The following is a 14,875-nucleotide window of genomic DNA, read 5'->3' on the forward strand; positions in this document are numbered from 1 at the left end:
GTCGGAGATGAGTAGTAAGGTGTATGGATTTGAGCAGGTGCCAATCCAACGGCAACAAGAGATTTGCAGCAGCTCCTGGAACTGGGAGCGTTTAATCAGGAAGGTGGCGGTCGGAGTACCCGTTATGTGTTAAACATTTAACACCCTAACCATATTGTGAGGGATGACTGAAGCTGAACAACCCTGCGTAAAGTTCCTCTAGTAACAGGCCAAGTGTTGCGTCAGCTAGCCCATACTTTATTTAAACCTACCGCCTATCGCGCTGCTTGCAGCTCTCATTTCAGTGCTACCTCAAGTCCTGTTTACCCATAAACTTCCAATTGCCCGCGTAAATAGGGGGCAAATGACTTAGTTTCAGGGAAGGGGACTAAAGGGCCATCCGCTTTTCAGACAGCCCTTGTTTTTTCTTCAGGCAGTTACCTTCTCCGCAGACCGTGCTTCATCATTTGCCATATGCTTCAGGCCCAGGATATAACTGGCTGCTTTGAAGGCCTTGGTACCGGCGTAGATGATCATGGTCTTGTCCTCCCGGAGCCGGCTGATCCAGCCCTGCAGGTAGGCTATCGAGTTCTGGAACACGGCCTCCTTTATACCGGTGATGGCGCATAGGAAACTGGCGCCCATCTCTGCCACCAGTTCCTCCTTGCTGTAGGCCTCGTCCCCGAAGCGGCTGACCTTTTCTTCCTCGGTAAAGCGGTTGAGCCGGGTGGCGTGGCCGGTGGCGTGGATCAGCTCGTGGAAGAGCGTGGCATGATATGCCTCGGGAGTGAGGAAGCGCCCAGGGTCCGGCATCTGCACAATGTCCCTGACTGGCGCGTAGTAAGCCTGCGTGCCGCCGTGCAGGACCTTAGGGCCAGGCTGGGGGAAGCTGTCCACCACGTGCTGGCAGGCTTTGAGTATTTGTGGCCCGGACCGTTCGGGCATGGTGGGTAGCCGGAAGTCCACTCCCTCTACTTGATCGATGTTGAACACGGTCCAGACAAAGGGGACGAACCTGCTGCAGGGGCGATTTTTCCCGTCGGCCGCTACATCTACTGGCTGCTCCTTCTCTTTTGCCTCAAAGATCTTCCAATAGACGATGGGGGTGCCTTTCTGGCCTTTTCGGACGCGGCCACCCATTTCCTGCGCCTGCCTGAAAGTGATAAAGTAGGGCGCCGTGTAATTGTTTCTCTCGGTGACATGGTGTAGGTAGAAGGCATTAAAGCCCTCGTAGGAGCGGCCGGAGGCGTAGTTCTTGGGGAGCCCGTACGTACTCCAGGGCTTTTGCCAGATGGCTTTTCCCCGCTGCAGTTCAGCAATGATTTCATTGGTCACCTGCTCGGCCAGGTGGTTGAATTTCTGATAGGCGTTCATAAGTTTGATGTTTAAAGTGATGACATTGAATGGAAGGAAAGCAGGGGCTGTGAACGGCCCCTGCAAAAGAAAGAGGGGCTACAGGAGCCCCTCGTCTGCCAGGGAGTAGTAGCTCTCGCTGGTGAGAATGATGTGATCTAAGACGGTGATGTCGAGGAGCTCCCCACCCTGTTTGATCTTCCTGGTCAGCTGCAGGTCGGCCGCGCTGGGGCTGAGGTTGCCCGAGGGGTGGTTGTGGGAGAGGATGAGGCCCGAGGCGCAGGCCTTGAGGGCGGCGGCGAAGATGAGCTTGGGGTCGGCTACGGTGCCGGCCACCCCGCCGGTGGAAACTTCGTAAATGCCCAGCACCCGGTTTGCCCGGTTGAGGAGCAGCACCTTGAACTGCTCGACAAACTCTATTCTGCCCGCATCCCAACTGGCTTTGAGTACGCGGTAGGAGTCAGCAGAGGAGGTGACCTGCGGTCTTTCAGCAGGATTGACGCGGTTGCGGTAGGAGAGCCTGATCTCGGCTGCTCTGGTAAAGGCGGAGGTTTGAATGGTCTTTTCCATAATCTTGATGTTTTAGTGTGAGGAAATGGATTATGGTGCCCCGTGCCGCCTTCGGAGCCGGACTAAAGGCAAGGTGGAGCCAAAGAAAATGCGGAGGGCTCCCTTCAGGGATACCCATTTTGTTTGGACGACCTTGGCGCAGCGCACCTGTGTCCGGGCCGCAAGGCTACCTTTGCGCCAAACCATAGACGAAGAGGATCTTGCCTGTTGAATGGCTTTGAGGGTGGGATCTAGAAGAAAGCTATCGCTCTTTCGACTTCTGTTGGTAGCTATGCCTTCTCAGCAATGTAGGATAGGTTTTACATGTATCTGCCTTGGGGCGTAAGTTGAGTTACAAGCTTCTGCAAAGAGCAGAATCCTGCTTGATTCAGTATAAAATGATGAAATCTTCAACTTCGATGGGGCGTGTTCTCCTGGCTTTTGGTATAAAATGTTTTTCACCAGTAAGGTTCACGTTGTGAAAAGGAAGGATGATAGATAGTGGGGTATCTTTCACCTGTAACCCAAACAAGTAAAACTATGCCTATAGAAATCATCACCAAGCAAGACCTGCTTCAAGCTCACCGGCAGCTGCTGGAGGACCTGGCAAAACTGATCGGCAAGCAACAGGCCGAGGTACCCAGGCAGGTGCTCAAGTCCGCCGATGTGCGGCGCATGCTGTAGGTCTCCCCCTCCACGCTGCAGAAGCTGCCGGTGGAGGGCACGCTGCCCTCGGTCAAGGTCGGGGGCACCCACTACTACCGCCAGGAAGATATTACCAGGCTTTTGAACGGGAAGGAGGTGCGGTCATGGAAGTAAGCGCTCAAATGATGGGCTTTAACGGGCAAGCGGGGTAACGGACGCCTGTGTCTCCCGCACCTGTTCCGCTTACAAGTGCTACTGGCAAGTGCTGTTGCGTTGGAACATCACCCTGGCGCAGCAGCAAACTAAAGGTTGTGGGGATCCAAAGTGATTCAGACGCTCTCTGATGCCATAGGCAAGGAATTTCCAGACCTGCAGGACTTCTCTTACCGGAACCTGCTGTGCTGTCTATACCGCAGGTTGCCTCTGTTTACCCCCCCCCGCTCTGAATTTACACAACAACCGGTTGCGTAATTGCCCTGGGCACACCATGTGGGGGGGCTGGATGCGGTAAAGGGTGTGCAAGAGCGGCTCTCCTACATTCGCCAACTATTGAGAACAGCTGGTCCAGAAATGTGTTGAGCCTGCAAATCAAGTCCAGCCTTTACCAGCGGTAAGGGGAAAGCCTGACCAACTTTAATCTGAAGCTCCTGGCACTTGAATCAGACCTGGCCCGGGGATTACTAAAATGCCCGTGTATCTTTAACTTTCTGAGCCTGACCCAGGACTACCAGGAAAAGGGCCCGAAGAGTGGTTTGACACAGCAGATTACCTAGTTCCTGCTGGAACTAGGGGCTGGCTTTGCCTTTGTGGGCAGGCAGTGCCGCAAGGGTTCGTTCCCGCCGCCCTTGTACCATTAATAAAATTCCTGATTAGCTTTAAGCTATGGTTTTAATCATTTTACTGGCCAATTCGGCCAATTAGCGGCCAATTCCAGCCATTTCATATTGAAAGAGCTGGAGTTGATAAAAGGCAGAGCCACCGGTATCTCTACGATAAAGAGGGTGCTGGAAAGCAACGGTTCTCATGCACCTACTTTTAAAACAGATGATGAGCGGTCTTTATTCGAGGTAGAAATCTTCTGCCATCCAGCTTTCCTGGAGGATAGCTCAGTCGGCAGCGACCAGGCTGAAGAAGAGCCTGCAACCAGAGCACATGAAGGTTCAACATAATACGTTAAAACCGGCTAAAAGAAGATATTGAGAAAATTGCTTTAAATATAGCTTTCACTCAGTATTACAACAGTCTATTTCTTCTACGAGGTTGAAGGACGACGCCTTTACTCTTGCCCCTTTTCGTTTAGCTCCGCCATAATTTCTGCAAAGAGTCTGGTGGATTTCAGGCGGTCATTTATATCGTACATCGTCGACACAGTGATCAATTCATCCACGCCCGTTTCTTCCAGAAATTCCTGGATCTGCGTTTTTACCTTTTGCTTACTCCCGACAAAGGAATATCGGAGCATTTGCTGCAGCGTTGGATGCTGTAGTATTTCCTTCAACTCGTCAGTCATCTCGGTTGGTGGGTGTAAGGGGGCTCTGGATCCGGTTAGTACCCCCACAAACATGCGTATCAGAGAAGTGAACAGTTTTTGGGCTTCTTCATCAGTATCGGCAACGATCACATTCACCCCAGCCATGGTATAGGGTTTTTCTAAAGAAGCAGAAGGCTGGAATTCCTGCTCGTAGATCCGTAAGGCGTTGTGTAAATGCGTGGATGCAAAATGGCTGGCAAACGCGTAAGGCAGTCCCTTTTCAGCCGCTATATGCGAACTATCGGTCGTTGAGCCCAGCACATAAATAGGGACATTAGTACCTTCTGCGATAGGCGCCCTTACTTTTGCCCCTTTATTGTCTATGGAAAAATACTGCTGAATCTTTTCTATTTCCCGGGGAAAGGAATGGGCAGCCTCCATGAAGTCGGATCGGATAGCACGAGCTGTAGCCTGGTCGGTGCCAGGCGCCCTTCCAAGGCCCAGGTCAATTCTGCCAGGGTATAAATGGGCCAATGTGCCAAACTGCTCGGCTATAATCAAAGGGGAATGATTGGGAAGCATCACACCGCCTGAACCTAGCCGGATGGTGGTGGTGTTTTCGGCCACGTAACCCATGAGCAGTGATGTGGCGCTACTGCCAATGTTATCGGAGTTGTGGTGCTCGGCAAACCAAATGCGTTTGTAGTTGTGTGCTTCCGCTTCTTTTGCCAATGCCAATGAATTATGCAGTGTCTTTTGTATGGTTTCCCCCTGCGATACAATGGCAAGCTCTAAAATGGAATAAGCAGTATTATGTTTCATGGTATTCAATTTGTATTTGTTTTTGTTCACCAGGTACAGTTGATTATGACCAATTAGCTGGTTAGCTCTGTCTAGTATGCGAGATGTTCCCGGTTCTATACGGTGTCAACCAGAAAGAACATGTCAGACTTTGCTTCTTCGGCGAGCTTCGCCTGTTGGATATAAAAATCAATGCGCTCGCTGGCGTCACCGGCATAGCAGGACGCTGCCAGTCCATATAATCCCACCCTAGTGCTAAGAACTCCAACCTTGTCTCCGGCTTTTAAAAGCGGGGGTAACACCATGTGAATTATTTTTTACCCGTTACGACTTTCATATGAAGTAGTTTGTGTCTGTGCATCTTTTGGATATTTCTTCCGGAAGGGTACGTGTTTATATAGCAAACTGTGCCCGTACGCTTCGGTCATGGGCTCATTATTTGCCGCTTATTTATGATATTGTGTCGGAAATGAAAGCGGAAACGGGTTTGGGAAAGACTAAAACAATATTTAAGAACAGACAATGCGGCGCGTATTAACAGACTGGCGAGTTTACCTGCTCTTTATACCAGGCATCCTGGGAATCGTAATACTAGAATTTTCGCTCTTTGATGCGGGCAATCACCGCCAAAGTTTCTCGATAGCAAATATGCTGTGGGTAATCAATCTGCTTTTGATTGTGACTGTACAGGCCTACCTCACCACTTCCTTCGATAAAGCCACTCTCAATAAGATCGGCTTGCCTACTCTTAACGCTTTTTTGCCAGTGTTCTACTTTGCTCTTTACTTCTTGTTTGTGATTAGCAAGGCTGTAACCACCCCGGCTTCTCCTGCTGCAGCTACGCTGGGGCCAGTGCGAAGTGTAAACTTAGGCTTATTTAACACCGTTATTTTCATTCTGCTCCTTTACTCGGCGATCAGTTTCCTTTTTCTGAACAACTGGCTGGTTAAAAGGCGCATTTTAAGAAACCAAGACTCTGTGGTGCGCATGGAGTTGGCAAAGAACTACTTGGTTCCAATGAAGCGGCTAGTCAAGGCTGCCGTTGTGGTGGTAGTTGGCACATTTCTTTTTTGGGTCTTCTTCGATATTATAAGGCTTACCATTTAGCGTTATGCAACGAATTCAGCACTTCTTGTACGTTTTATAAAGATATTTCTCCAGAAGTGAGACATAAAAAACTTCATTTGTTCCGCCTTGTAATGTGCAGCAACGAGCGTAGTTCACCCTGCAGGTCGTTCTCATCTAGCCACAGCTGCTCGACTTCGGGTGAAAGTATCACAGGTATGCGGTCGGAGACGGGTCTCACAAGGTCATTCGCTTACATCGTGTTGGCAGTGAAGGTAGTGCAGCTTTCACAGCTCAGTTAACAACAACTGGTAGTTCGCGCACGCTGAGGAACCGGATGCTTTCCATGATGATAATAAAATTCCGTATGGCTGGGGATAGGTCCGCAGTATCTGGCAAGAGTAAAAGAAGAATAATTTTGGTGTATTTCTGGACCGGTGGGGAGGGGCCGGAAGCGCCGACGCGAGGCGGTAATGTCTCGCAGAGAAGGCCGAACGGAGCAACACCTGCTGGAGAACGGAGGTGCACTGCGATTTAAACAGGCGCTTGATAGGCCGATCCTGAATCACAACCGCGGAATGGCCACACGGCCCTGGACGGATTTACGGGAGATTTAGTTGAACTGTCAGGTGTTTGTAAAAACCGGAATGATCACACCTTGTGCTCTCTACAAGCGCGATGCCTCTGTAAAGCAGCGTTTAGTGTCATGCTGCTTTAAATGTCACTAAACGCCGCATAATTATTATTGTATGGACAATACTTTATCCCTTGCCAGGAGACAGGCCCCCATGATGCCTGCTTTTCTTCCGAGACGGGACATCTTGAGTTCCGTGTCGGTGCTGACAAGGCTCAAGGAATACTTATTAATCGCGGCTTTGATTGGAAGCCTGATATAGGCATCTGTTTCTGCCAATGCTCCTCCCAAAATAATTAACTCAGGATTAAACAGGTTCATAATGGCAGCAATGCCCCGGCCAATTTTTTCACCTGCCTCGGAGATGATCTCGATAGCCAGCATGTCGTCGTTCAAAGCAGCATGAATGATATGCTGGAGATTAATTTTGGCTATATCACTGACCGTATTGGTGACGATACTCGTGGCTCCCTGTTTCAGCCTTGCCTTAAACTGTTCTGTGATGGCAAGGCCGGAAGCCTCTGTTTCTAAACAGCCCTTCTTACCACAATGGCAGATGATATCATTCGCTAGCAGCGGGATGTGCCCAAACTCCCCTGCGAACCCTGATTTCCCATAATACAGTTTCCCGTCTATCATGATACCCATGCCGATGCCTTCATCTATGTTGACGAAGAGAACACTTTTTTCTGATGTAACGACACCACTGTAGAATTCACCGAAAGCCATGCCCCGGGTATCATTTTCAAGGTAGGTATGGATACCTATTCTATTCCTGATTATCTGACTGAGCGGTTCCTGATGTAAATGGAAGAAGCTATAGCTATAGCCGGTTTTATGGTTCACTCTGCCAGAGATATTGACACATGCTGCTAAAATTTTATCCTTGGGGACAGTAGTCGAGTCGATGAACTCCTCAATCTTAGAGCACAGTTGATCAAGAGACTCATTTGAATTCTCCAGATGAAAGGGAATGTCCAGCTCTATTTTCAGAAACTTTTCAGAGAAGTCCATTAACCCGATGTTAATGGACTCTCTTTTAACCTCTACCCCTATAAAATGAGCCGAAGAGGCCTCCAAGCCATAGATGTTAGGCTTTCTGCCAATCCCAGCGTTGCTTTTCCCGAAATCACGAACCAAGCCTTCGGCCATCAGCTCTGTGATGAGCTCATTGATCTTTGGGGTGCTGACATTGAGTTGTCTGCCCAAATCAGCTAAAGTAGCGTTTCCCTGAGTGGATAGGATTTCCAGTACCTGCTTTTTCAACAAGGTGTTTTTATAGGAAACGCCACTCATCTCATCCTGCTGCAACTCCTGAATAAGCGTACCTTTTAACCCTTTTCTGTATGACATTCCTTTAAACTTCTAAACAATGGTAAATATGTACAGCAGAGACAGTCTGCTGTTGATTCATAACATAAAGATAATACGGAAATGTATTTAAATAAATTTAGCCAGTCTATTTTTGTTTAAAAATTAATTTACATAAATGACAATCATTATTAAAAAAAATTAAAAACAATTTGGAATATATAGAATTAATTTTTTAATTGATCCAACATTAACGCGAAGGTATGCATTCGAAATTTACACTGATCCTCTTATTGCTGTTAATCACTGGTTGTAAGCAAGCCTCAGAGAGTAGGGGTAGCCTAAAAGAGCAACAGTTGGTTGTGTCAGCTTCGGCGGACAACGATATTGTAAAGCTACTGCTTAAGAATCAGCTTGATTTTCTGCGTTTGGAGAGTGCGGAAGAGGCGATAAGTAGAGCAGGCGAGCATGACGCTGTACTCCTGCTAGCAGATTCCTATCCGGCTACCCGTGTGCTTTTAAGTGAGAAGTCCTTTGAGCGGATTAAAAAGAAGAAATTAAAGGTGTACCTGGAGTTTCCTGCCAATCTTCCTGGTATGGAACTTCCTCCAGAGACCAAACGCATAAAGTTAGAGAGAGGTGTCATCAATACCTCCAAGATCTCCGGGCTTGATTCGCTCGATCTTTTGGGGGTAAACGACCATCAGTTCATCCCTTCACAGGCAGCAGAAAGCCCGCTCATTGTGTTGGGGAAAGTAGCGGGATACGACAAAGCTGATTATGGCTTGCAGGATGTAGAGGCTTTCCCGCTGTTGTTCAAACATCAGGGGATGTTAATAAGCACAACAAAGTTAAGTGATGCGATCACATCCCGGTTTGGGCCTGCAGCCTCCTGGTCCCGGGTATGGGAGTACATTTTAAGGAATCTTCTCTCGGCAGATGCGATTACCCTGCGGCATTGGCCCCAGGAAGTCAGGCCCTCATACTCGAAAGAGCAGGCGCTTCCGGCGAATGCCTACGAACGATCCATCCTGAAAGGTTCAGATTGGTTTTACAAGGCACGCTTGTTCATACATCCAGAATGGCAGGAACTGTTTGAGAAGAGAACTTCGAAAAACGGGATCGAGGTGGTGCACCCACCGGTAGGACCTGCTCAACCTGTTGGTGATGGGAGTTTAGGCATATTAGAAGGGCACGCCTCCTTCATTCAGGCAGATGGATCCCAGCCCTACCGGTGGTGGCTTCGGGCAGACTGCCAGGCGGAAGTAGCGTATTCACTCAGTGCTGCGGCGCACATGCTGGAGAGGGACGAATACAAGGAGACAGCGAAAAACTTACTACATCACCTTTATAAGGAGTCGAACCTGCGGGCTGGAGAACGAAATGATCCACAGAGTCCATCTTATGGTCTGATTGGCTGGGCCACTACGGATCCGGATGCCTATTACGGAGATGACAATGCGCGTGCGCTCCTAGCCACCATCGGCGCCTCAGCCAACCTCGGGACCAGTGATTGGGACGCTTATATATTAGATGGGATTTTAGGGAATTTCAGAACGGCCGGCACAAATGGTTTCAGGGGCCCCTGGTTCAGAGACGCAGCCATGCAGAAGACGGACTGGCAGACCCTGGGCAATCGTGAAATCGTAAACGTCCATCCTCATTATGAATCCTGGCTATGGGCTTGTTACCTCTGGCTCTATGATAAGACGGGGTACGCTCCTTTGTTGCAGAAAGCCAAGGATGCCATTGCCATCACCATGAACCGTCACCCAGACTGGAAGTGGACAAACGGTATCCAGCAGGAATACGCACGAATGCTGCTGCCATTGGCCTGGCTTGTGCGCGTGGAGGATTCCCCGACGCATCGACAATGGCTCGCGCTGGTGGCAGACAAGCTACTGGAGGACTTGCAGGAGAGTGGCGCCATACGGGAGAAGCTGGGGAAAGAGGGACTGGGAAGATACGGCCGTATCGCATCCAATGAAGAATATGGCTCTAAGGAGGCCCCTTTGATATCAGAATATGGCGATCCGGTCACCGACCTGCTCTATACCTTGAATTTTGCCTCATTTGCCCTGAATGAAGCTGCCGCCGCCACAAACAACCCTTCCTATAGAGCAGCCTCCAATCGGATCACCGATTTTCTGGTGCGGATCCAGGTGAGCAGCCCTGTGCATGAAGATTTAGATGGGGCCTGGTTCAGGGCATTCGATTACGAGCGCTGGGATTACTGGGCCTCCAATGCGGACTCGGGCTGGGGACCCTGGGGCACCCTGACAGGGTGGACACAGAGCTGGATTATCAACAGCCTTATCCTTACGAAGGAAAAACAAAATTTTTGGGATAATACCAACGCTCGCTACAAAGGCAATGATCAATTCAGGCAAATGGCAAAGGAGAAAATCAATGCCATGCTCAAAGAAGGACAACCAGTAGGGAAACAATAGCATTCTCCAGACAGCATCAAATTCACTATCCATAGCAATCAAGCATAACCATCAATCCAAATGTCTACACTTTACACCTCTAAAAATATGATGAATAGAGCATTAAGAAGGAGCCTGGCGATTATTCTGCTATTATCGGTTTGGGCCTGCAGTAAAAGCGAGGATACCACTCCTGTGCCGTTGTCCAAGCCTCAGAATATTACAGGTTTAAGAAAGGTGCAGCAGTCCGAAGACCTGAAGTTCGGCGCCACTGCCATCAAGGGCATTGTGATTTCCGATGTGGCTGGGGGCAATATGGAAGCAGGAATGGTGGCCGTGCAGGAGGAGGGGAAGGATGCCGCCATCCTCTTGCAGTTGTCTGGGAATTCCGGTTTTGCGAAGGGCGACGAGGTAACGCTTAATCTGGAAGGAGCCTCGCTCTCATCCAGGGAGGGAGAGCTGGTCATTTCCGATTTAGGTGCAAGTGCTGTTGAAAAAACGGGAAGATCTGTGGAGGTTACCCCAAAATCAACCACGCTTTCTGACATTGTGGTCAACGCGGAATTCTGGGGTCCGATCCTGGTAAAGGTTTCTGAGGTCAACCTGAGCGGTGGAACGCAGGGGAGATTTGAGGGAGAGGTAGTGCTGCGGGACGGCATCGGAGCCGTTTATTCCATGCTTCAGCCCAATACCGCGTTCACGGATGTGACCATGCCGGCCATGGCCAACTCCTATACCGGCATCGTCCGGATAAGCGGAGACAAATTCTATATCAATCCCAGGAATATCGAGGACATCGTGGGCGGAGTGATTGAAACGACCGAGGATTTTGAGGATGCCAGCAATACCAGCTATGACGTGAAGGAGTTGAGTTTCAAGACAGGTGTCTGGACCCTGGATGGCGCCATCACAGCGGCTACCTCGGCAGATATGAAAAACGGGGCGCAGAGCGTGCGCATGCAGGGCACGGTTGGCAACGACAAGCGGAATGGCATGGTGAGCATGAATTTCGATCTGCAGGGGGTTAAGGGCTTGAAAGTGTCCCACGGTATTTATCCGGCTAGCGCGGAGGTTGCCAACATGAACCCGACTACAATCGATGTTGAGATCTCAAAAGACGGCGGCAACACTTTCACCCTGCTGCAGCAGCTAACCATTGATGTGCAATCTAAAGTTTTGGAGACAGATGAAATAGCTGTTAATGCGGCCGCAAATGAGCAAGTAAGAATCAGGTTTGTGAATTCCTCAACCCCTTTTGCCAATAACAACAGGCCCCGCATCAACATCGACGACGTTGTTTTCCAATTTTAGTGATGGAGTACTCAGGCATATTATTCACACTGATATTTAGCATTGCACCATGAAACAATATTTAAAGCTTTTTACTTCCCTTCTCCTGCTGCTCTGTCTGGGCCTGGCAAAGGAATCCCTGGGCAGAAGTGTGCAGACACAAGAGACATGGCGCCTCACAGGCCTGGTCGTTTCGCAGGACAGAGAACCGCTTCCTGGTGTGAGTGTGCATGTAAAGGGGACTCAGACAGCGACCGCAACCGATTCCGAAGGCAGGTTTTCGCTGACAGTTCCACCATCTCCCGGGGAGCTTGTGTTCTCCTTCATCGGTACAAATACACAGACCGTTTCTTTTCAGGGGCCTGGAGAGATCAATGTGACCTTGACAGATAAAGCCCAGTCACTGGATGAAGTGATTGTGGTCGGCTACGGAACCCAGAAAAAGGAGAACCTGACGGGGGCTGTTGACCAGGTGACCGCTGAGGTGTTCACCAATCGGCCTATCACGAATCTGTCGCAAGGGTTACAGGGCGTCCTACCCAACTTAAACCTGACGCCAGCGGACGGAAAGCCAACGCAGTCCCCCTCCTTTAATATCAGGGGGGCAACCTCCATCGGGCAGGGTGGCAATGCGTTGGTGCTGATAGATGGCGTAGAGGGCAATCCGGCCCTGCTGAACCCCCATGACATTGAAACAGTTTCTGTCTTAAAGGACGCTGCTTCTGCCAGCATATATGGGGCGAGAGGCGCATTTGGTGTGGTGTTGATCACAACGAAAAGACCAGCCAAAGACAGAACAAGCGTTACCTATACCACGAACTTCGCCATTAAAGAACCCACTGTCGTTCCTGATTTCGTAACAGATGGCTATCAATGGGCAACGATGTTTAACGAGGCTTTTTCAAGTTGGAACAACTACGCCAGCACACCTCAGAATGTCAACAAGACACTTCGGTTCTCGCCTGCTTACCTGGCAGAGCTGGAGCGCAGGTCCAAGGACCCCTCCTTACCCAGGGTGGAGGTAGATCCTGTTACAGGAGAATATGTCTATTATGAGAATACGGACTGGTTTGACCAGCTGTACAAGAAGCATACCTACTCCCAGGAGCACAACATTGCTTTCTCAGGGAGTGGCGAGAAGACGAGCTTTTATGTGACAGGCAGGTACCTGAATCAACCCGGACTTTTCAGGTATAATTCGGACGATTACAAAATGTATAATTTCCGGGCCAAAGGGGCGATAGACGTATTCTCATGGCTGACGCTGGAGAACAACACAGACTTCTCCAATGTACAATACCACAACCCGCTGAATGTTGGAGAGGGTGGGGGTATCTGGCGAAATATGGTGGCAGAAGGACCTCCTATGGCCCCTATGTTCAATCCGGATGGTACGCTGACGCACTCAGCAGCCTATACAGTGGGCGACTTCTGGTATGGCAAAAACGGGATGGACTCGGACCGCAGGCTACTTCGGAATACGACAAGCTTCACTTCCAGATTCTTTGAGGACAAGTTTCAGTTGAAAGGTGATCTTACATTTCAAAGCCTGGATGATAATGAAAAAAGAATTCGGGTACCAGTACCCTACAGCCGGGTCCCGGGAGTTATTCAATATGTGGGCCTAAACACGAACGACCTGCGTGAGATCTACAGAGAGACGCAATACATAGCCTCTAACCTGTATGGGGAGTATCAGCATACTTTCAAGGATGTCCATCGCATAAAGGCCATGGCAGGATTTAATTATGAATTAAATACGCACCGGCGAGTGGGCGCGCAGCGAAACGGGTTGATCTATGAGAATGCCGATGATCTGAATTTGGCTTTAGGCCAGTCCATCATCACAACAGGTGGGTGGGAGCAATGGAACATCATGGGTGGCTTTTACCGACTGAATTATGATTTCAAGGATCGCTACCTGCTGGAAGTCAATGGCCGGTACGACGGTTCCTCTAAGTTTCCAGAGCATGAGCGGTTTGCCTTCTTTCCGTCAGTTTCCGCCGGTTGGAGAATCTCCTCAGAACCTTTTTGGAATGTGTCAGAGGACCTCGTCTCCGACTTCAAGCTGAGGGCTTCCTACGGCTCCCTGGGAAATGGCAATATCAGATCCTATGTCTTTCAGGAGCAGCTTGCAGTTGGCCAGTTAGGGCGCATTCTGAATGGGGTAAGGCCACAGTACACCAATAACCCTTCCGTGATTCCTTTCGGGCTGACCTGGGAAACGGCAACCACACAAAATATAGGGCTTGATCTGTCATTACTGCGGAACAGACTGAATATTGTCGGTGACGCCTATATCCGCAAAACGACGGATATGTTCACGCCTGGGGTGAGGCTGCCCGCTGTTTTTGGAGCTGCCACACCCAGAGGAAACTATGCTGATCTGGAGACAAAGGGTTGGGAACTGTCTGTTAGCTGGAGAGACGAATTCAGCCTGGGGGCTAAACCATTCAGCTATGATGTAAGGGCCATTGTGTCAGACCATACGTCCACCATTCTAAAATACAACAATCCTGAAAAACGGTTAACAGACTTTTATGAAGGGCAGCGCATCGGAGAAATATGGGGCTTTGAAACCGCTGGTTTCTTTGAATCCAATGAAGACGTAAACCGGTCGGCGGATCAAAGTCTGTTCAATACGACAGCCACGGGTGTCTGGCGTCCGGGTGATATTAAATTCGCGGATCTGAACAACGATGGAGTGATTGACTTTGGCGAGAATACGGTCGATTCGCCAGGTGACAGAAAAATCATCGGTAACTCGGAGCCGAGATACAGGTTCGGACTGAATCTGGGCGCTGACTGGAGTAATTTCTTCTTTAGTGCCTTCTTTCAAGGGGTAGGCAAACAAGACTGGTATCCTAGCAGAGGGGCTAACACCTTCTGGGGGCAGTACAATGCACCTTACGGACACCCTCCCAAATCACAGATAGGCAACATATGGACAGAAGATAATCCAGAGGCCTACTTCCCTAGATACACGGGTTATCTTGCCTGGACGGGAGGGGGTACTTTGCGGGAAACACAGACCAGGTATTTGCAGAATATAGCCTATGTTCGCTTGAAGAACCTGCAGTTCGGGTATAACCTTCCGCAAGCAATTGCTTCCAAAATATGGGCACATACCGCCCGTGTCTATGTGTCTGGTGAAAACCTGTTTGCCTATTCCCCCATGCACAAGATCACCAAGGATATAGATGTAGAGAATACGGGCGCTTCGGACCAGGACCTGGACTCCACCAATCATGGTGATGGTTTCAACTACCCCATGTTGAAAAGCTATTCTTTAGGGTTGTCAATAACGTTTTAAAGCAAGAATGATGAAGCGGATTTACATATTATTCA

12 protein-coding genes are annotated in these 14,875 nt (G+C 49.5%); 7 read left to right on the forward strand and 5 right to left on the reverse strand.

Going from position 1 to position 14,875, the window contains the following annotated elements; genetic code table 11:
- Positions 1–408 precede the first annotated feature (408 nt).
- Complete coding sequence (locus I0P70_RS12620) at positions 409–1,353, reverse strand: ArdC family protein (RefSeq protein WP_196118358.1); 945 nt, start codon at positions 1,351–1,353, stop codon at positions 409–411.
- Positions 1,354–1,431: 78 nt separating this feature from the next.
- Positions 1,432–1,902 (reverse strand): RadC family protein, encoded by a 471-nt coding sequence (locus tag I0P70_RS12625; RefSeq protein WP_196118360.1) that lies wholly within the window; start codon positions 1,900–1,902, stop codon positions 1,432–1,434.
- Between the two features lie 519 nt (positions 1,903–2,421).
- Between I0P70_RS12625 and I0P70_RS21380 the strand changes: the two genes are divergently transcribed.
- Positions 2,422–2,565, forward strand: a complete 144-nt coding sequence (locus I0P70_RS21380) for a hypothetical protein (RefSeq protein ID WP_230392168.1) — start codon at positions 2,422–2,424, stop codon at positions 2,563–2,565.
- Between the two features lie 905 nt (positions 2,566–3,470).
- Positions 3,471–3,695, forward strand: a complete 225-nt coding sequence (locus tag I0P70_RS12640) for a hypothetical protein (RefSeq protein ID WP_196118365.1) — start codon at positions 3,471–3,473, stop codon at positions 3,693–3,695.
- A 107-nt stretch (positions 3,696–3,802) separates the two neighbouring features.
- On the opposite strand, the gene I0P70_RS12645 is transcribed toward I0P70_RS12640, so the two are convergent.
- Both I0P70_RS12645 and I0P70_RS12650 read right to left on the reverse strand, forming a co-directional pair.
- Positions 3,803–4,819, reverse strand: a complete 1,017-nt coding sequence (locus I0P70_RS12645; protein ID WP_196118367.1) for an LLM class flavin-dependent oxidoreductase — start codon at positions 4,817–4,819, stop codon at positions 3,803–3,805.
- 95 nt (positions 4,820–4,914) lie between these two features.
- Positions 4,915–5,103 carry a hypothetical protein gene (locus I0P70_RS12650; protein WP_196118369.1) on the reverse strand — a complete coding sequence of 63 codons (189 nt, stop codon included), beginning with the start codon at positions 5,101–5,103 and terminating at the stop codon, positions 4,915–4,917.
- Positions 5,104–5,320: 217 nt separating this feature from the next.
- Here I0P70_RS12650 and I0P70_RS12655 point away from each other — a divergent pair, with 217 nt between their 5' ends.
- Both I0P70_RS12655 and I0P70_RS12660 read left to right on the forward strand, forming a co-directional pair.
- Positions 5,321–5,905: a hypothetical protein gene (locus I0P70_RS12655; protein ID WP_196118371.1), complete on the forward strand. Its 585-nt coding sequence runs from the start codon at positions 5,321–5,323 to the stop codon at positions 5,903–5,905.
- A gap of 431 nt (positions 5,906–6,336) precedes the next feature.
- Positions 6,337–6,480, forward strand: a complete 144-nt coding sequence (locus I0P70_RS12660) for a hypothetical protein (protein ID WP_196118373.1) — start codon at positions 6,337–6,339, stop codon at positions 6,478–6,480.
- Between the two features lie 125 nt (positions 6,481–6,605).
- On the opposite strand, the gene I0P70_RS12665 is transcribed toward I0P70_RS12660, so the two are convergent.
- Positions 6,606–7,850: an ROK family transcriptional regulator gene (locus tag I0P70_RS12665; RefSeq protein ID WP_196118375.1), complete on the reverse strand. Its 1,245-nt coding sequence runs from the start codon at positions 7,848–7,850 to the stop codon at positions 6,606–6,608.
- Positions 7,851–8,170: 320 nt separating this feature from the next.
- Here I0P70_RS12665 and I0P70_RS12670 point away from each other — a divergent pair, with 320 nt between their 5' ends.
- Genes I0P70_RS12670 through I0P70_RS12680 form a run of 3 tightly spaced genes read left to right on the forward strand, consistent with a single transcriptional unit; the run spans position 8,171 to position 14,840 of the window.
- Complete coding sequence (locus I0P70_RS12670) at positions 8,171–10,258, forward strand: hypothetical protein (protein ID WP_230392169.1); 2,088 nt, start codon at positions 8,171–8,173, stop codon at positions 10,256–10,258.
- A 60-nt stretch (positions 10,259–10,318) separates the two neighbouring features.
- Complete coding sequence (locus tag I0P70_RS12675) at positions 10,319–11,548, forward strand: DUF5689 domain-containing protein (protein ID WP_196118379.1); 1,230 nt, start codon at positions 10,319–10,321, stop codon at positions 11,546–11,548.
- Between the two features lie 49 nt (positions 11,549–11,597).
- Positions 11,598–14,840 (forward strand): TonB-dependent receptor, encoded by a 3,243-nt coding sequence (locus I0P70_RS12680; RefSeq protein WP_196118381.1) that lies wholly within the window; start codon positions 11,598–11,600, stop codon positions 14,838–14,840.
- The last annotated feature ends 35 nt before the right edge of the window (positions 14,841–14,875 follow it).

The sequence above is a fragment of the Pontibacter sp. FD36 genome (assembly GCF_015686655.1).
Lineage (GTDB): Bacteria > Bacteroidota > Bacteroidia > Cytophagales > Hymenobacteraceae > Pontibacter.

Excerpts from the sequence above, each read along its gene's own strand:
- I0P70_RS12620 (WP_196118358.1), bottom strand. The coding sequence starts at position 1,353 with ATGAACGCCTATCAGAAATTCAACCACCTGGCCGAGCAGGTGACCAAT.
- I0P70_RS12625 (WP_196118360.1), bottom strand. The coding sequence starts at position 1,902 with ATGGAAAAGACCATTCAAACCTCCGCCTTTACCAGAGCAGCCGAGATC.
- I0P70_RS21380 (WP_230392168.1), top strand. The coding sequence starts at position 2,422 with ATGCCTATAGAAATCATCACCAAGCAAGACCTGCTTCAAGCTCACCGG.
- I0P70_RS12645 (WP_196118367.1), bottom strand. The coding sequence starts at position 4,819 with ATGAAACATAATACTGCTTATTCCATTTTAGAGCTTGCCATTGTATCG.
- I0P70_RS12650 (WP_196118369.1), bottom strand. The coding sequence starts at position 5,103 with ATGGTGTTACCCCCGCTTTTAAAAGCCGGAGACAAGGTTGGAGTTCTT.
- I0P70_RS12655 (WP_196118371.1), top strand. The coding sequence starts at position 5,321 with ATGCGGCGCGTATTAACAGACTGGCGAGTTTACCTGCTCTTTATACCA.
- I0P70_RS12660 (WP_196118373.1), top strand. The coding sequence starts at position 6,337 with ATGTCTCGCAGAGAAGGCCGAACGGAGCAACACCTGCTGGAGAACGGA.
- I0P70_RS12665 (WP_196118375.1), bottom strand. The coding sequence starts at position 7,850 with ATGTCATACAGAAAAGGGTTAAAAGGTACGCTTATTCAGGAGTTGCAG.
- I0P70_RS12675 (WP_196118379.1), top strand. The coding sequence starts at position 10,319 with ATGTCTACACTTTACACCTCTAAAAATATGATGAATAGAGCATTAAGA.
- I0P70_RS12680 (WP_196118381.1), top strand. The coding sequence starts at position 11,598 with ATGAAACAATATTTAAAGCTTTTTACTTCCCTTCTCCTGCTGCTCTGT.